This is a genomic window from Microvirga pudoricolor, assembly GCF_016892705.1.
Taxonomy (GTDB): Bacteria; Pseudomonadota; Alphaproteobacteria; order Rhizobiales; family Beijerinckiaceae; genus Microvirga; species Microvirga pudoricolor.
The window spans coordinates 96,696-112,404 of sequence record NZ_JAFEMB010000003.1 but is presented as its reverse complement, the minus strand read 5'-3'; the positions used below and the strand labels follow the sequence as shown (position 1 = coordinate 112,404).

Sequence of the window (15,709 nt, the reverse complement as noted above, 5' to 3'; positions counted from 1 at the left end):
GTTCTTGTCGTTCTGGCCATCCCTCTGCGAAAGGCGGATGACAGCGTTATGACGGAATCATGACAAGCATAGCCGGCTCCAAAATGGAAGCCCTTTCCTTGGGCAAGCTTAACGCCTGAAATGGGAACACCCACAGGTTCCCTTCGTTGGAAGGGGGTCTATCGCAACGGAAGAGTGCCCATGCCCCACTTCGTCACGGCCCTGTTCGACGACCACGCCAAGGCCAGCGCCGCCCTCCAGGCGCTGATCGAGATGGGCGTGACGCGAAATCACATTGTTGCCATCGGGCTGATGGACGGGCGCGATGTCTCCTCCATCTCGGGCTTCCGCAGCCTGTCCGCCCAGGAGGATCCGGGGACCGCCCTGAGCAGCCTCGGCCTCCCGGCGGACGACAGGGCCACGTTCGAGCGGGGCCTTCTGGCGGGCTATGCCCTTGTGGGAGGGCAGGTGACTCCGAGCGAAATGGACCGGGCGATCGACGTGCTCGACATGTTCGGGCCGCTGGAGCTCGACGGTCCCGCCCAGGACAGGCTGGCGAGCCGTCCCGCGGAAGCAGGCGACCTCGGACGCCCGCTCGCGGCCGGAATCACGGGCGGGAACGCCGAGGGCCAGACAAATACGGGCGCCCTCCCCGGCATGAAGTCCATGATCGACGGCAGCGACGATCTCGGCACCGGCGATCTCCAGACGGAGGAATCGGCCCGCTCCCAGGGCGGCGCGGGCAGCACGGTGTCGACCGGCGACCGTCGTGACGACCGGCGGACGGATCTTGAGGGCGTGACGGGTCTCGTGTCGCCCGACCCTGCACCGGTACCGGGCGGCGGCCCCATGCAGCGTGTGACCAATCGGGGCGGGCGGGTTTGGGCCTTCGGGACCCAGGACACCTGATCGCAGGGGACACCGGGTCGAAGCGCTCAGCGCTCGAATTTCGTGGACAGGATGATGGAGGATTGCGTGCGCTCGACGCCGTCGAGCGCCCCGATCCGGTCGATGGCGGCGTCGAGCAGCGGAACGTCCTCTGCCTCCACCTCCGCCAGGAGATCGAACGCTCCCGCCACAGAGTGCAGGGACCTCACCTCCGGCATCTTGCCCAAAGCCGATACCACGGCGGCGGACGCTTTGGGCGCCACCACGATGGTGATGTGAGCCCGCACCATGCGGCGGGTGATCTCCTCCGCCAGCCTGATCGTGTAACCTGTCACGATCCCCCGCCGCTCCAGGCTCTCCACCCGGGCCTGGACGGTGGTGCGCGACAGCCCCAGTTGTCGGGCCGCCTCCGCATGGCCGATCCGGGCGTTCCGGCGCAGGAGCGCGACCAAGGCCCGGTCGGTGGTATCCATCGGCATATTGCTCGACATATTCGGCATAATGCCGAAATCTATCCGGCTTCCCGTCAACATGTCTATGGCGATCTGCCCGGCTTTGCCGTTTCCTGGAGGTGAACACCGGAGGATTCCATGCATTCCATTCTCGTCATCGGCGCCGGCAAGATCGGCTCTACCATCGCCGACATGCTCCAGGAGACGGGCGACTTCACCGTCACGGTGGCCGACATGTCGGCCCAGGCCCTGGAGGCCGTGGCTCATGACGGGATCGGCACGGTCCAGCTCGATTTCAGCGACGCGGTGGCGCTCCAGGCGGCCCTCAAGGGCCATTATGCCGTGCTCAGCGCCGCGCCCTATCACCTGACCGGCAACATCGCCCAGGCCGCGCGGGTCGCGGGCGTGAACTATTTCGACCTCACCGAGGACGTGGCCACCACCCGCATGGTGAAGGAGCTGGCCGAGGGGGCGAATACGGCCTTCGTGCCCCAGTGCGGGCTGGCGCCTGGCTTCATCTCCATCGTGGCTCACGATATCGCCCGCCGCTTCGACAGCCTCGACACGGTGCGGCTGCGCGTTGGCGCCCTGCCGCAATTCCCGTCGAATGCCCTGTCCTATAACCTCACCTGGAGCACGGACGGCGTCATCAACGAGTATATCGAGCGCTGCGAAGCGATCGTGGACGGAAGCCTGCGCGAGGTTCCGGCCATGGAGGAGCTGGAGGAGTTTTCCCTCGACGGCACCCGCTACGAGGCCTTCAATACCTCCGGGGGCCTGGGCACCCTGTGCGAGACCCTGGAAGGCCAAGTGCGCAACCTGAACTACAAGACGATCCGCTATCCCGGCCATTGCGCCCTGATGCGGGTGCTCCTCAACGACCTGCAGCTGCGCCGTCGCCGGGAGGTCCTGAAGGACATCCTCGAGAACGCCGTTCCGGCCACCATGCAGGACATGGTGATCGTGTTCGTGACCGTGACGGGCCAGCGCGACGGCCGCCACGTGCAGGAGACCTTCGCCCGCAACATCTATGGCCAGGACGTCGCCGGGCGAGCCCGCACGGCCATCCAGGTCACCACGGCGGCCGGCATCTGCGCCATGCTGGACCTGCTGATCCAGGGCCAGATCCCGCAGACGGGCTTCCGCCGCCAGGAGGAGGTGCCCCTCGACCTGTTCCTCGCCAACCGCTTCGGGCGGGTCTATGCGGGGGAGCGGATCCGTCACGCGGCGCCCCTCGAGGCCGTGGCCTGAACCACCCGGAGCAACGCCTTCCGATTCCGCATGACCTTATGCCGGAATAGCGGTTTCCCGTTGCCCCTCTCATGCCTTAAGACGGGGGCAGCCTGACGCTGCCCTTTTTCCTGGGAGATCCTCCATGTCCGCCCGCGACCAAGCCGCCCTGAAGGCGGTCCCGTCCACCCCCGCCTCCGTGGCCGATGAAGCCCGCGCCATCCTGAAGCGCCTGGGCGTGCCCGAGGCCGCCTATGCGACGGGCGGCCACTCGACCCGCTCCCCCATCACGGGGGAGGCCATCGTGTCCCTGCGCGAGACGACGCCGGACGAGGCCAAGGCCGCCATCGGCCGGGCCCACGAGGCCTTCAAGGCTTGGCGCAAGGTGCCGGCCCCCAAGCGCGGCGAGTTCGTGCGCCTCATCGGCGAGGAGTTGCGCGCCGCCAAGGACGACCTCGGCCGCCTCGTCACCATCGAGGCCGGCAAGGTCACGTCCGAGGGGCTGGGCGAGGTGCAGGAGATGATCGACATCTGCGATTTCGCGGTCGGTCTCTCCCGCCAGCTCTACGGCCTGACCATCGCCACCGAGCGCGCCGACCACCGTATGATGGAAACCTGGCACCCCTTGGGCGTCTGCGGCGTCATTTCGGCCTTCAACTTCCCCGTGGCCGTCTGGTCCTGGAACGCCGCCCTGGCCTTCGTGTGCGGCGACCCGGTGGTGTGGAAGCCCTCCGAGAAGACCCTTTTGACCGCGCTCGCCACCCAGGCCATCGTGGACCGGGCCGCCGCCCGTTTCGGCGAGATGCCGGAGGGCCTGTCGCAGGTGCTCGTGGGTGGGCGCCATCTCGGTGAGATCCTGGTGGAGGACGAGCGCGTGCCGGTCCTGTCCGCCACGGGCTCCACCGCCATGGGCCGCCAGGTCGGCCCGAAGCTCGCGGCGCGCTTCGCCCGCGCGATCCTGGAGCTCGGCGGCAACAATGCCGCCATCGTGGCGCCCTCCGCGGATCTCGATCTCGCCCTGCGCGGCATCGCCTTCGCGGCCATGGGCACGGCGGGCCAGCGCTGCACGACCCTGCGCCGCCTCTTCGTTCACGAGAGCGTCTACGACCAACTCGTGCCTCGCCTGAAAAAGGTCTATGGCAACGTGACCATTGGCGACCCGCGCGCCGAGGGCGTTCTGGTCGGCCCGCTCATCGACAAGGCCGCTTTCGACGGCATGGAGCGCGCGCTCGACGAGGCCCGCGCGGCGGGCGGGCAGGTGACCGGCGGCGGCCGTCACGGCACCGACAACGCTGACGCCTATTACGCTCGTCCGGCCCTGGTCGAGATGCCAGAGCAGACCGGTCCGGTCACCCGCGAGACCTTCGCGCCGATCCTGTACGTGATGCGCTATACGGACTTCGACGCCGTGATCGAGGATCACAACGCGGTGGGGGCTGGCCTGTCTTCGTCGATCTTCACGCTCGACATGCGCGAGGCCGAGAGCTTCATCTCGGCGGCGGGCTCGGATTGCGGCATCGCCAACGTGAACATCGGCCCCTCCGGCGCCGAGATCGGCGGAGCGTTCGGCGGCGAGAAGGAGACGGGCGGCGGCCGTGAGGCGGGCTCGGATGCCTGGAAGGCCTATATGCGCCGCGCCACCAACACGCTCAATTACGGCAAGACCCTGCCGCTGGCCCAGGGCGTCACCTTCGACGTGGACGCGTAAGGAATCATCCTTTGCCGTCATGGCCGGGCTTGACCCGGCCACCCATTGGCCACCTCAAGACGTGGATGCCCGCCTTGGTCCTCGGATCAAGTCCGAGGAGGGCATGACGATGGAGAGATCAAACGAAAAGGGCGGTGGATCACTCCACCGCCCTTTTGCATTCAAGCCGAAGCGGCGGCTCAGGCCGCCTTCGCCTCATCGAGCCGCCGCGCCACGAGGCCCCGCAGCGAGCGCAGGTCCTTCACGAAGGAGTGGATGCCCTCGGCGAGCTTCTCGGTCGCCATCGCGTCTTCGTTCAGCGCAAACCGGAACGCCTTCTCGTCGAGACGCGGGAGGGGCGCGGTCCTGGCCACACCCTCGCCCGAGAGCTTGCGGGGCAACTCGCCCGTGTCCTTCGCCAGCTCGTCCAACAGGGCGGGCGAGATGGTGAGGCGGTCGCAGCCCGCCAGGGCCTCGATCTCGCCGATATTGCGGAAGGACGCGCCCATCACGACGGTGCCGATCCCTTGCGCCTTATACGACTCGTAGATCCTCCGCACGGAGAGCACGCCCGGATCGGTCTCGCCCGTATAGGGACCGCCGCCCGCCTTCACGTGCCAGTCGAGGATGCGGCCGACGAAGGGCGAGATCAGGAACACGCCGGCTTCCGCGCAGGCCTGGGCCTGGGCCTGGCAGAACAGGAGCGTCAGGTTGCAGTCGATGCCTTCCTTCTGAAGCACTTCCGCGGCGCGGATCCCCTCCCAGGTGGAGGCAATCTTGACCAGGATCCTGTCGCGCCCGACGCCCCGGGCCTCGTAGGCCTTGATGACGCCCCGGGCCTTCTCGACGGTGGCCTCCGTGTCGAAGGACAGGTCCGCGTCCACCTCCGTGGAGACCCGGCCCGGCACGATCCCGGCAAGCTCCGCCCCGAAGGCCACGGCGAGCCGGTCGCAGATTGCCCCGACGGCGCCCTCGCGGGAACCGCCCTGGCCCCGGCCCCAGGCCAGCGCCTCGTCCACGAGATGGGCATAGGCGGGGGTCTCGACCGCCTTCAGGATCAGGGTCGGGTTGGTGGTGCAGTCCTGCGGCTTCAGGCGCCGGACCGCATCGAGATCGCCCGTATCGGCGACCACGACCGTCATGGCACGCAGCCGGTCGAGCTTCGAGGTCATGGGACACTCCCTTGTCTGTTGCGCCAGCCTTAGCCCTTTGGGGGTCGGGCGTGAAGGGTGTTGTCAACGGAGCCACTAATTTGCATTCCGGCGGGGCGCGGCAGGACGCTGATAAGGGTTGAGCGGATAAGTGATCTCCCAGATGAAGCGCCGCCTGAATTCGGCGATCATCATGCTTGTTGGTATTCGACCATACGGGTCCGAGCTTGCATTGTGTCTCGGGTCGCTTTTAATCTGATCGAGCAATTTCCGAACTTCATTTTCTTCCGTCATGCAGTTGAGCGTGGCTGCTTCGGCATCGGCCTGCGCAGGTTTTTTGCCCCCGGCCAAGAGCTTGGCATTGGTGTTCAGACAATTGAACCATGCCTTGCCTCGTCTATCCGCTTCCTGGAATGATGGATCAGCCGTCCGCCCCTCTTGAGCCCATGCTGGCCACTGGCTGCCGGAGAATAAGGTTAGCGCGGCCGCGAAACCCACCCCAACAATCCGCATGATGTAACTTTCTAGCAAATAACATCTATAAACCACGCTAGAAATGGCAGGGCAAGCCGGCCCGATCACACAAAAATCCCCCGCTGCGCCTTCACCCGCTCGACGATGAAATCGTGCACCTCGGCGATGCGCTGGAGGCTGCGCACCTCCGCATGCGTCACGAGCCAATAGGTGCGGGTGAAGGACAAATCGGGCAGGACGACCCGCAGGTCCGGGTGCTGGCGGGCGGCGTAATCGTGCAGGATGCCGATGCCGACCCCAGCCCGCACCGCCTCGAGCTGGGCCACCACGCTCGCGACCTCGTAGCGGCGGGGCCCGTATTTCTCGAGCGCGCCGAAATAATCCAGCACCGGGCTGTAGACGAGGTCCATCACGTAGGTGACGAAGAGCCGCCCCCGCAGATCTCCCTGATCGGCCACCGGACCCTGGCGGTCGAGATAGTCCTTCGAGGCATACAGACGCAGGCGGTAATCCGTGAGCTTGCGTGAGACGAGACGGCCCTCGGTCGGCTGCTCCAGGGTGATCGCGATGTCGGCCTCGCGCTTGGAGAGGGAGAACACGCGGGGCAGGGCCACGAGCTGCAGCGTCAGGTTCGGGTGGAGCTCCGCAAGGCGACCGAGTTCCGGCGCCAGGAAGTAGGTGCCGAACCCGTCCGGCGCCCCCACCCGCACGGTACCGGAGAGCGCGAGATCCGAGCCGCCCACCTCCGCCGAGACCGCCAGGGCCTGACTTTCCATGCTCTCGGCCTTTGCCAGCAACCGCTCGCCCTGCTCGGTGAGGCCGTACCCTTGCGGCTTGCGCTCGAACAGCTTGGCCTGGAGCGCGGCTTCCAGGGACGCGAGGCGGCGCGAAACCGTGGTATGGTCGGCCCCGAGCCGCCGGGCCGCCACCGTCAGGCGGCCCGCGCGGGCGACCGCCAGGAAGTAGCGCAGGTCGTCCCAGTCGAATGCACTCATGAACCCTCTCCGGTATGGGGATTTTCGCACAGGCGCGCCTCACTTTCACCCATAGCCGTGCGATTTCGACAATGATAGGAGAGGCCAACCCAGCCAGGAGAGGATACGCCCATGCGCGAAGTCGGACATTTCATCGGCGGCAAGCACGTCGCCGGACAATCGGGCCGCACCACCGAGTTCTTCCAGCCCATGACCGGCGAGCCCATCGGCCGGGTGGCGCTCGCCTCCAAGACCGAGCTGCGCCAGGCGGTGGAAAACGCCAAGGCGGCGCAGCCCGCTTGGGCGGCCACCAACCCGCAGCGCCGCGCCCGCGTGCTCATGCGGTTCCTGGAGCTCATCGCCGCGGAGACCGACTCCCTCGCCGAGCTGCTCGCCCGCGAGCACGGCAAGACCATCTCGGATGCCAAGGGCGACATTCAGCGCGGTGTCGAAGTGGCCGAGTTCTGCACCGGCATCCCGCACCTCCTGAAGGGCGAGTTCACGGAAGGCGCCGGCCCCGGCATCGACATGTATTCGATCCGCCAGCCGCTGGGCGTGGTGGCGGGCATCACGCCCTTCAACTTCCCGGCCATGATCCCGCTCTGGAAGCTCTCGCCCGCCATCGCCTGCGGCAACGCCTTCATCCTCAAGCCCTCCGAGCGCGCGCCCGGCGTGCCGCTGCGCCTCGCCGAGCTGATGATGGAAGCGGGCCTGCCCGCCGGCATCCTCAACGTGGTCAACGGCGACAAGGAATCGGTGGACGGCATCCTGGACGACCACGACATCAAGGCCGTGGGCTTCGTGGGCTCGTCGCCGATCGCCCAATACGTCTATGCCCGCGCCGCCGCCAACGGCAAGCGCGCGCAGTGCTTCGGCGGCGCCAAGAACCACATGATCATCATGCCGGACGCCGACATCGACCAGGCCGCCGACGCCCTCATCGGCGCGGGCTACGGCTCGGCGGGCGAGCGCTGCATGGCGATCTCGGTCGCGGTGCCCGTGGGCAAGGCCACGGCCGACGCCCTCATGGACCGCCTCATCCCCCGCGTCGAGAGCCTGAAGGTCGGCCCCTCCACCGATCCGAGCGCGGATTTCGGCCCCATGGTCACGCGGGCCCACATGGAGAAGGTCCGCTCCTACGTGGATCTCGGCGTCCAGGAAGGCGCCAAGCTCGTGGTCGACGGCCGGAACTTCAAGATGCAAGGCTACGAGGACGGCTTCTATATGGGCGGCTGCCTCTTCGATGACGTGAAGCCGGAGATGCGCATCTACAAGGAAGAGATCTTCGGTCCCGTCCTGTCCGTGGTGCGCGCCGCGAACTACGACGAAGCCCTGCGGCTCCCCAACGAGCATGAATACGGCAACGGCGTCGCGATCTACACCCGCGACGGCGATGCGGCCCGCGACTTCGCGTCCAAGGTGCAGGTCGGCATGGTGGGCATCAACGTGCCGATCCCGGTGCCGCTGGCCTATTACACCTTCGGCGGCTGGAAGGCCTCCGGCTTCGGCGACCTGAACCAGCACGGCCCCGATGCGGTGCGCTTCTACACCAAGACCAAGACGGTCACGTCCCGCTGGCCGTCCGGCATCAAGGACGGCGCGGAGTTCGTCATCCCGACGATGCAGTAAGACGATGAGAAATGGCCGGGCTTGTCCCGGCCATTTCTCGTTTTCGGCGCCCTATAAGAATCCCCCAAACCTCATCCTGAGGAGCCGCGAAAGCGGCGTCTCGAAGGAGGGCTCCAGCGGAGTGCATCCGGTGCGAACTGGATCATCCTTCGAGACGGGCCTGCGGCTCTCTCAGAATGAGGTTTGCGGAATCACGGCACACTCTGCCTCTTCACCCAAAGTCGGGGTGCACGAACCAAAAAACACGCGCGATGGAGGAAGCATGAACTCCTTTTCCCTCACCGACGACCAGATCGCCATCCGGGACATGGCCCGCGACTTCGCGGCCGAGAACCTCGCGCCTCACGCCATCGAATGGGACGAGAAAAAGCATTTCCCGGTCGATGTGATGCGGGAAGCAGCCGCGCTGGGCATGGGCGCGATTTATGTCGGCGACGATGTGGGCGGTTCGGGCATGAGCCGCCTCGACGCGGCCCTGATCTTCGAGGCGCTGGCGACGGGCTGCCCGACGGTGGCGGCCTATATCTCGATCCACAACATGGCGGCCTGGATGATCGACCGCTTCGGTTCGGACGAGCAGCGGCACCGCTGCCTGCCGAAGCTCGCCACCATGGAGCATCTGGCGAGCTATTGCCTCACGGAACCCGGCGCGGGCTCGGACGCCGCGGCCTTGAAGACCCGCGCGGTGCGCGAGGGCGATCATTACGTGGTCAACGGCGTGAAGCAGTTCATCTCGGGCGCCGGCGTGTCGGACGTGTACGTCACCATGGTGCGCACGAACGAGAGCGGCGCGGCCGGCATCTCGACCCTGGTCATCGAAAAGGACACGCCCGGTCTCTCCTTCGGGGCCAACGAGCGCAAGATGGGCTGGAATGCCCAGCCCACCCGCGCCGTGATCCTGGAGGATGCCCGCGTGCCCGTCGCGAACCGTCTCGGCGAGGAGGGCATCGGCTTCAAGATCGCCATGGCGGGCCTCGACGGCGGGCGGCTCAATATCGGAGCGTGCTCGCTCGGCGGCGCGCAGGCGGCCCTCGACAAGTCCCTCGCCTACACGGCGGACCGCAAGGCCTTCGGCCGGAGCCTGTCGGACTTCCAGGCCCTGCAGTTCCGCCTCGCCGACATGGCGACGGAGCTGGAGGCCGCCCGTTCCTTCCTGTGGCGCGCGGCATCCGCCCTCGACGCCAAAGCCCTGGACGCCACCAGGCTCTGCGCCATGGCCAAGCGCGTGGCCACCGACCGCGGCTTCGAGATCGCCAACGACGCGCTCCAGCTCCACGGCGGCTACGGATACCTGGCGGATTACGGCATCGAGAAGATCGTGCGGGACCTGCGCGTCCACCAGATCCTGGAGGGCACCAACGAGATCATGCGGCTGATCGTGGCCCGCGATCTCGTGGGCCGCGGCAACCGATGATCCCCCGTTCGCTCGGCCTGGGCTTTGCTCTCGCGGCTGCCATCTTCGCCCTGTTCTCGTTCGCCGGACACCTGTTCTTCCTGGACGGACGGCGTCCGTTCCAGCTCAACTTCGCGGCGGGCGGGGCGCTGGGGCTCGCGCTCGGGTTCCTCGTTCACCGCATCCTGCGCATCCCGGCCGCCAAGGCCGTGACGGCGATGGCCCTCGTGGCGGTTCCGGGCATGCTGATCATGGCGGCGGTCGGCTCGCATTTCGCGGTCTTCTTCCCGGCCCTCGACCCCGCCCTCGACAAGGTTTTCGGCTCCCTCATGCTCTGGTTCTACGGCTTCGGCCTGGCCGGAGCCCTGTGGAGCGCACGCGGCGCATGACGGTGAGACGGCCGGCCATCACCAGACCATTCCAAGGGAGAATCACCATGACCAACATCGCCTTCATCGGCCTCGGCAACATGGGCGGCCCCATGGCGGCCAATCTCGTGGCGGCGGGCCACAGGGTTACCGGTTTCGACCTCTCGCCCGCCTCCTGTGACCAGGGCCGCGCCGACGGGCTGGCCATCGCGGGTTCGGCCGGCGAGGCCGTGCGGGACGCCGAGGTGATCGTCACGATGCTGCCCGCCGGAAAGCACGTGCTGGCCGTGTGGGGCGACATCCTGACGGCCGCGCGGGGCGATGCCCTGTTCATCGACTGCTCCACCATCGACGTGGACAGCGCCCGCAAGGCCCACGAGCTTGCCCGCCAGCAGGGCGTGCTGTCCCTCGACGCGCCGGTCTCCGGGGGCGTCGGCGGCGCCAAGGGCGCGACGCTGACCTTCATGGCGGGCGGTTCCAAGGAGGCCTTCGACAAAGCGGAGCCTTTCCTGTCCCAGATGGGCAAGAAGGTGGTCCATTGCGGCGAGGCGGGCGCCGGGCAGGCCGCCAAGATCTGCAACAACATGATTCTCGGCATCTCCATGATCGGCGTGGCCGAGGCCTTCGTGCTGGGCGAGAAGCTGGGTCTCTCGCATCAGGCCCTGTTCGACGTGGCCTCGACCTCCTCAGGCCAGTGCTGGTCCGTGACCACCTATTGCCCCGTGCCCGGCCCGGTGCCTGCCTCGCCCGCCAATAACGGCTACAAGCCGGGCTTCGCGGCGGCCCTGATGCTCAAGGACCTGAAGCTCGCCCAGGAGGCGGCGCTGGCCTCCGGAGCCGCCACGCCCCTCGGCGCGGAGGCCGCGCAGCTCTACGACCTGTTCAACAAGGCGGGCCATGCGGGCGCGGATTTCTCCGGAATCATCAACTTTCTGCGTGGCGAAAGCCCTCAGGGCTGAGGTCTGCTCTAAGCCGAAAGAGGCATGGGCCGGGATACATGTTCGCAGGGGTGTTGCAACACACCTACAGCTTTCAGGGGCGGCGTCGGCTAAGCTTCTGAAACGATGAACGTTCAATCGAAGATTGCCCGCCCCCGTCCCATGGCTCGCCTGTCCCCGACCCTGGCCGACCCGTCCTCCGATGCCGCAGCGGTCCTGAGGCGTCTGGGCTTCTGGCTGCTCTTCTTCGCCACCCCGCTGGCGGCCCTGTTCGCGCGCCGGGCCGTGGTGGTGGTCGCCCCCCTCGCCATCGGGCTCCTGGCCCTGGCGGCCGCCCTGGACGGGGGGTCAAAGCTCTCGGGGCCCCGCCTGCGGCATATCCTCGTCTCCCCCGGCAGCGTCGCGGGATTCCTCCTGCTGTTCTGGACCGTCCTGTCCCTGGTCTGGACCCCGTTCCTTCCCGAGGCGTCCGAGCGGCTGCTCAACATCGTCGGGATGCTGCTTCTGGCCGCCATCGGCTATCTGGCCCTGCCCGACCGGATGCGCTCGGCCAACCTCTACATCCTTCCCGTGGGCGTCGCCCTGACGGCCCTGGCGGCGCTCGGCCTCGCCCTTCGCCCTGCCCCCATGAGCGATCCGGACGGCCAGAGCCTGGAGCGCGGCCTCGTGGTGCTCGTGCTCTTCGTCTGGCCCGCGATCTCGTGGCTGCACTCCCGCGGCCGCAACATGGAGGCGCTCCTCCTGGCGGTGGCGGTCGCCCTCGCCTCCCTCGTCGCGCCGACGCCCCTGCCCTTCCAGGGGCTGGCGGTGGGCGCCCTGGTTTTCGCCGTCGCGGCGATCGCCCCGAAGACCGGCACCGTGCTGACGGCCTCGGTCATGGCGGGCCTGCTGCTGCTCGCGCCTCTGATCCCCTTCGTGCTGAAGCCGCTCGCGGCCGGTTTCCTGGGCACCCCCTCCGCACTGACGGCCGAGCTCGAAGTCTGGCGCTCCATCGTCCTGGGCGAGCCCTTGCGCCTCGTCACGGGCCATGGGCTGGAGACCGCCCTGCGGGGGCGGTTCGTCGGCCTCCTGCCGGCCAATGCGCCGAGCACGATCCTGTTCGAGATCTGGTATGAACTCGGCCTCGTGGGTGCCGCCGCGGGCGCCGTCGTGCTCTTCGCCGCAGTCACGGGGGCGGTGGGCGAGCGCCCGCCCCTGATCCCCGGCATCATGGCGACCTTCGCGACGGCCTATGCCTTCGGGTGCCTCGGCATCGGCACCGCCCAGGTCTGGTGGTTCACGGCCCTCGTGATCGTGGGGCTGATCTTCGTGGCCATCGAGCGCGGCCAGTTCCGCACCAAGCGTCCCAAGGCGATCCTGCGCACCGGGCGATAGAGGTTGACGCTGCGGCCGCTTCTCTGCTTCGCTGCGCCCTCCACTCGCACGAGCAGAGACGTCCATGCCCATCATCAACCGCGTCGCCGACCTCACCGATGAAATCACCGCCTGGCGCCGGGATTTCCACGAGAATCCGGAGCTTCTCTACGACGTCCACCGCACGGCCGGCATCGTGGCCGAGAAGCTGAAGGAGTTCGGCTGCGACGAGGTGGTCACGGGCCTCGGCCAGACCGGCGTCGTCGGGGTCATCAAAGGCCGGTCCAACGCCTCCGGCCGCGTGATCGGCTTGCGGGCCGACATGGATGCGCTTCCCATCGAGGAGGCCACGGACGTTCCCTACAAATCCAAGGTTCCCGGCAAGATGCATGCCTGCGGCCATGACGGCCACACCGCCATGCTGCTCGGCGCCGCGAAGTACCTTGCCGAAACCCGCAATTTCGACGGCACCGCCATCGTGATCTTCCAGCCCGCCGAGGAGGGCGGCGGAGGTGCGGCCGCCATGATGCGGGACGGCGTGCTCGACCGCTTCGGCATCCAGGAGGTCTACGGCATGCACAACATGCCCGGCATCGCGGTGGGCCAGTTCGCGATCCGGCCCGGCGCCATGATGGCGGCGGCGGACCGCTTCGTCATCACGGTGGAGGGCAAGGGCGGCCACGCCGCGCGGCCTCACGACACTATCGACCCCGTGGTGGTGTCGGCTCACCTGATCACCGCCCTGCAATCGGTCGCCTCGCGCAACGTCGATCCGCTCGAATCCGCCGTGGTGTCGGTGTGTTCGGTCAAGGCGGGCGATGCCTTCAATGTCATCCCGCAGACCGCGACCCTGCTGGGCACCGTGCGCACCCTCTCGCCCGAGGTGCGCGACCTGTGCGAGACCCGCATCAAATCCATCGCGGAGCATGTGGGCAACGCCTTCGGAGCCAAGGTCGGGGTGGAGTATGACCGGGGCTATCCGGTCACCATGAACGATCCGGACAAGACCGGGTTCATGGCCGAGGTCGCCAAGGCGGTGGCGGGCGAGAGCGGCGTCGACCTCACCGTGCCGCCCCTCATGGGCGCGGAGGACTTCTCGTTCATGCTGGAGGAGCGCCCGGGCGCCTACATCTTCATCGGCAACGGGGACACGGCGGGCGTCCATCACCCGGCCTACGACTTCAACGACGAGGCCTCGCCCTATGGGGTGTCGCTCTGGGCGAAGATCGTCGAGACCGGCATGCCGGCGCGCTAAATCTAACGCGACCTCATCCTGAGGAGGCCGTCAGGCCGTCTCGAAGGATGGTCCAGTTGGCACCGGAAACACTCCGCTAGAGCCCTCCTTCGAGACGCCGCTAAAGCGGCTCCTCAGGATGAGGTTGAACAAAAAGGCCGCCGGAAAACCTGGCGGCCTTCTTGCATCACTTGACGTCAATGCACCACCATGGCGGTGAACGGATACACGTAGGCCTGCAGCATCACGAGGCAGCCCACGAGGGATGCCAGCGCGATAGAGTGCCAGAACACGAAGCGCAGGATCTCGCTCTCGTGCCCGAACCAGTTGGTGGCCGTGGACGCCACGACGATGGACTGGGCGTCGATCATCTTGCCCATGACGCCGCCCGTGGAGTTCGACGCGCACATGAGGATCTCGGACAGGCCGAGCTGGCCCGCCGTCACCTTCTGCAACCCGCCGAACAGCACGTTCGAGGCCGTGTCCGAGCCCGTGAGCGCCACGCCGAGCCAGCCGAGCATGGCGGCGAAGAACGGGTAGAGAAAGCCCGTCTGCGCGAAGGCGAGGCCCAGGGTCGCGTCGACGCCGGAATAGCGGGTGAGCGTGCCCAGCGCCAGCATGGCCGCGATCGTGATCAGCGAGTAGCGCACCACCCAGATCGTCTCAAAATAGGCCGTGATGAGCCGCAGCGGCGAGAACCGCATCACGAGGCCCGACACGAGCGCGGCGAGCAGGATGCTCGTGCCCGTCATGGTCAGGATGTTGAAGTTGAACACCGCCGCCTCCTTGACCGGAGCCGCGACCACGGGGGGCACCTTCTGGATGAGGTTGTGCAGGCCCTCGAAGGTCCATTTCGGGAAGAAGAGCGGGTTCACGAGGTCCTTGAAGGTCTGCGTGCCCCACAGGAACACGAACCCGCACAGGATGATCCAAGGCAGCCAGGCCCGGAAGACTTCGCCGGAGCGATACTTCTGACCGCCGAGCATCTGGCCGGTCGCACCCGAGCTCAAGGAGGCGGGAGCGGGGCCCGTGGCGGCGGGCTCGCCGCCGCTGCGCAAGGCCGGGCTCGTCCAGATGGCGGCGGGCTGCCAGACCCTCAAGAAAGCCACGAGGGCCGCCATGGACACGAGCGACGCGATGATGTCCACGAGCCAGGGCCCGTGATAGTTCGAGACCAGGAATTGCGGGAACGCGAAGGCGGCGCCGCAAACCAGGATGGCGGGCCAGATCTGCACCATGCCGCGCCAGCCCGCGAAGGTCCAGATCAGCCAGAACGGCACGATCAGCGAGAAGAACGGCAATTGCCGTCCCGCCATCGCGCCGAGCGAGAACACGTCGAGGCCCGTCACGGCGCCCAGCGTCACGATGGGGGTGCCGAGCGCCCCGTAGGCCACGGGCGCCGTGTTGGCGATGAGCGACAGGCCCGAGGCCGCAAGCGGCGAGAAGCCGAGGCCGATCAGGATCGCGCCCGTCACGGCCACCGGCGTTCCGAAGCCGCCCGCGCCTTCGAAGAAGGCCCCGAACGCGAAGGCCACGAGGAGCAATTGCAGGCGCCGGTCGGGCGTGATCCCGGCGATGGAATCCTGGAGGACCTTGAACGAGCCGTTCTCCACCGTGAGCCGGTAGAGGAAGATCACGTTGAGAATGATCCAGCCGATGGGAAACAATCCCGTCAGCGCACCGAGCCCCGCGGACTGGAACGCCATGCCGGCCGGCATGCCGAAGGCCACGATGGCGATGAACAGCGAGACGGCGAGCGCGGCCAGGGCCGCGAGATGGGCCTGCATCTTGGCGAAGGCGATGAGGCCGAGCAGGCAGAAGATCGGCAAAGCCGCGACGATGGTCGAGAGCACGGCGCTCCCGAACGGATCATAGACCTGATTCCACATGAGAATCCTCCCGTGATCGCCGGAACCGGGCCGGCGGGTCGTGGAGGCGGTCAGGCCGAACGGGGCATGA

The 15,709-nt window shown here is 67.5% G+C and carries 14 protein-coding genes; 9 read left to right on the top strand and 5 right to left on the bottom strand.

Annotation, left to right across the window (positions count from 1 at the left end; genetic code table 11):
* The first annotated feature begins 180 nt into the window (after positions 1–180).
* Positions 181–888 (top strand): hypothetical protein, encoded by a 708-nt coding sequence (locus ILT42_RS12245; RefSeq protein ID WP_204215895.1) that lies wholly within the window; start codon positions 181–183, stop codon positions 886–888.
* 26 nt (positions 889–914) lie between these two features.
* Here ILT42_RS12245 and ILT42_RS12240 read toward each other — a convergent pair whose 3' ends face one another.
* Positions 915–1,340, bottom strand: a complete 426-nt coding sequence (locus ILT42_RS12240; protein WP_204215894.1) for an Lrp/AsnC family transcriptional regulator — start codon at positions 1,338–1,340, stop codon at positions 915–917.
* Between the two features lie 117 nt (positions 1,341–1,457).
* On the opposite strand from ILT42_RS12240, the gene ILT42_RS12235 reads away from it, so the two are divergent.
* Positions 1,458–2,570: a saccharopine dehydrogenase family protein gene (locus ILT42_RS12235; protein ID WP_204215893.1), complete on the top strand. Its 1,113-nt coding sequence runs from the start codon at positions 1,458–1,460 to the stop codon at positions 2,568–2,570.
* 124 nt (positions 2,571–2,694) lie between these two features.
* Entirely contained in the window at positions 2,695–4,257 is a 1,563-nt protein-coding gene (amaB, locus tag ILT42_RS12230; protein WP_204215892.1) for an L-piperidine-6-carboxylate dehydrogenase, read from the top strand.
* 179 nt (positions 4,258–4,436) lie between these two features.
* Here amaB and tal read toward each other — a convergent pair whose 3' ends face one another.
* From tal to ILT42_RS12215, 3 genes are all read right to left on the bottom strand, one after another.
* Positions 4,437–5,408, bottom strand: a complete 972-nt coding sequence (gene tal, locus ILT42_RS12225; RefSeq protein ID WP_204215891.1) for a transaldolase — start codon at positions 5,406–5,408, stop codon at positions 4,437–4,439.
* A gap of 75 nt (positions 5,409–5,483) precedes the next feature.
* Positions 5,484–5,900 (bottom strand): hypothetical protein, encoded by a 417-nt coding sequence (locus tag ILT42_RS12220; RefSeq protein WP_204215890.1) that lies wholly within the window; start codon positions 5,898–5,900, stop codon positions 5,484–5,486.
* Between the two features lie 65 nt (positions 5,901–5,965).
* Positions 5,966–6,856, bottom strand: coding sequence for a LysR family transcriptional regulator (locus ILT42_RS12215; RefSeq protein ID WP_204215889.1), 891 nt, complete (start codon positions 6,854–6,856; stop codon positions 5,966–5,968).
* 111 nt (positions 6,857–6,967) lie between these two features.
* Here ILT42_RS12215 and ILT42_RS12210 point away from each other — a divergent pair, with 111 nt between their 5' ends.
* From ILT42_RS12210 to ILT42_RS12185, 6 genes are all read left to right on the top strand, one after another.
* The gene (locus ILT42_RS12210; RefSeq protein WP_204215888.1) at positions 6,968–8,464 is read left to right on the top strand and encodes a CoA-acylating methylmalonate-semialdehyde dehydrogenase; all 1,497 of its coding nucleotides are present in this window, start codon (positions 6,968–6,970) and stop codon (positions 8,462–8,464) included.
* A 262-nt stretch (positions 8,465–8,726) separates the two neighbouring features.
* Positions 8,727–9,878 carry an isobutyryl-CoA dehydrogenase gene (locus tag ILT42_RS12205; RefSeq protein WP_204215887.1) on the top strand — a complete coding sequence of 384 codons (1,152 nt, stop codon included), beginning with the start codon at positions 8,727–8,729 and terminating at the stop codon, positions 9,876–9,878.
* Positions 9,875–10,246, top strand: coding sequence for a DUF5367 family protein (locus tag ILT42_RS12200; RefSeq protein ID WP_204215886.1), 372 nt, complete (start codon positions 9,875–9,877; stop codon positions 10,244–10,246). Before ILT42_RS12205 ends, ILT42_RS12200 begins: the two co-directional genes overlap by 4 nt.
* A 47-nt stretch (positions 10,247–10,293) precedes the next feature.
* Entirely contained in the window at positions 10,294–11,184 is an 891-nt protein-coding gene (gene mmsB / locus ILT42_RS12195; RefSeq protein ID WP_204215885.1) for a 3-hydroxyisobutyrate dehydrogenase, read from the top strand.
* Positions 11,185–11,289: 105 nt separating this feature from the next.
* Positions 11,290–12,537: a hypothetical protein gene (locus ILT42_RS12190; protein ID WP_204215884.1), complete on the top strand. Its 1,248-nt coding sequence runs from the start codon at positions 11,290–11,292 to the stop codon at positions 12,535–12,537.
* 64 nt (positions 12,538–12,601) lie between these two features.
* A complete protein-coding gene (locus tag ILT42_RS12185) occupies positions 12,602–13,771 on the top strand; it encodes a M20 aminoacylase family protein (RefSeq protein WP_204215883.1) in 1,170 nt (389 codons plus the stop codon).
* A gap of 176 nt (positions 13,772–13,947) precedes the next feature.
* Here the strand turns inward: ILT42_RS12185 and ILT42_RS12180 are convergent, their stop codons facing one another.
* Complete coding sequence (locus ILT42_RS12180; RefSeq protein ID WP_204215882.1) at positions 13,948–15,639, bottom strand: L-lactate permease; 1,692 nt, start codon at positions 15,637–15,639, stop codon at positions 13,948–13,950.
* Positions 15,640–15,709: the final 70 nt, after the last annotated feature.

Excerpts from the sequence above, each read along its gene's own strand:
- ILT42_RS12245 (WP_204215895.1), top strand. The coding sequence starts at position 181 with ATGCCCCACTTCGTCACGGCCCTGTTCGACGACCACGCCAAGGCCAGC.
- ILT42_RS12240 (WP_204215894.1), bottom strand. The coding sequence starts at position 1,340 with ATGGATACCACCGACCGGGCCTTGGTCGCGCTCCTGCGCCGGAACGCC.
- ILT42_RS12235 (WP_204215893.1), top strand. The coding sequence starts at position 1,458 with ATGCATTCCATTCTCGTCATCGGCGCCGGCAAGATCGGCTCTACCATC.
- amaB (WP_204215892.1), top strand. The coding sequence starts at position 2,695 with ATGTCCGCCCGCGACCAAGCCGCCCTGAAGGCGGTCCCGTCCACCCCC.
- tal (WP_204215891.1), bottom strand. The coding sequence starts at position 5,408 with ATGACCTCGAAGCTCGACCGGCTGCGTGCCATGACGGTCGTGGTCGCC.
- ILT42_RS12220 (WP_204215890.1), bottom strand. The coding sequence starts at position 5,900 with ATGCGGATTGTTGGGGTGGGTTTCGCGGCCGCGCTAACCTTATTCTCC.
- ILT42_RS12215 (WP_204215889.1), bottom strand. The coding sequence starts at position 6,856 with ATGAGTGCATTCGACTGGGACGACCTGCGCTACTTCCTGGCGGTCGCC.
- ILT42_RS12210 (WP_204215888.1), top strand. The coding sequence starts at position 6,968 with ATGCGCGAAGTCGGACATTTCATCGGCGGCAAGCACGTCGCCGGACAA.
- ILT42_RS12205 (WP_204215887.1), top strand. The coding sequence starts at position 8,727 with ATGAACTCCTTTTCCCTCACCGACGACCAGATCGCCATCCGGGACATG.
- ILT42_RS12200 (WP_204215886.1), top strand. The coding sequence starts at position 9,875 with ATGATCCCCCGTTCGCTCGGCCTGGGCTTTGCTCTCGCGGCTGCCATC.
- mmsB (WP_204215885.1), top strand. The coding sequence starts at position 10,294 with ATGACCAACATCGCCTTCATCGGCCTCGGCAACATGGGCGGCCCCATG.
- ILT42_RS12190 (WP_204215884.1), top strand. The coding sequence starts at position 11,290 with ATGAACGTTCAATCGAAGATTGCCCGCCCCCGTCCCATGGCTCGCCTG.
- ILT42_RS12185 (WP_204215883.1), top strand. The coding sequence starts at position 12,602 with ATGCCCATCATCAACCGCGTCGCCGACCTCACCGATGAAATCACCGCC.
- ILT42_RS12180 (WP_204215882.1), bottom strand. The coding sequence starts at position 15,639 with ATGTGGAATCAGGTCTATGATCCGTTCGGGAGCGCCGTGCTCTCGACC.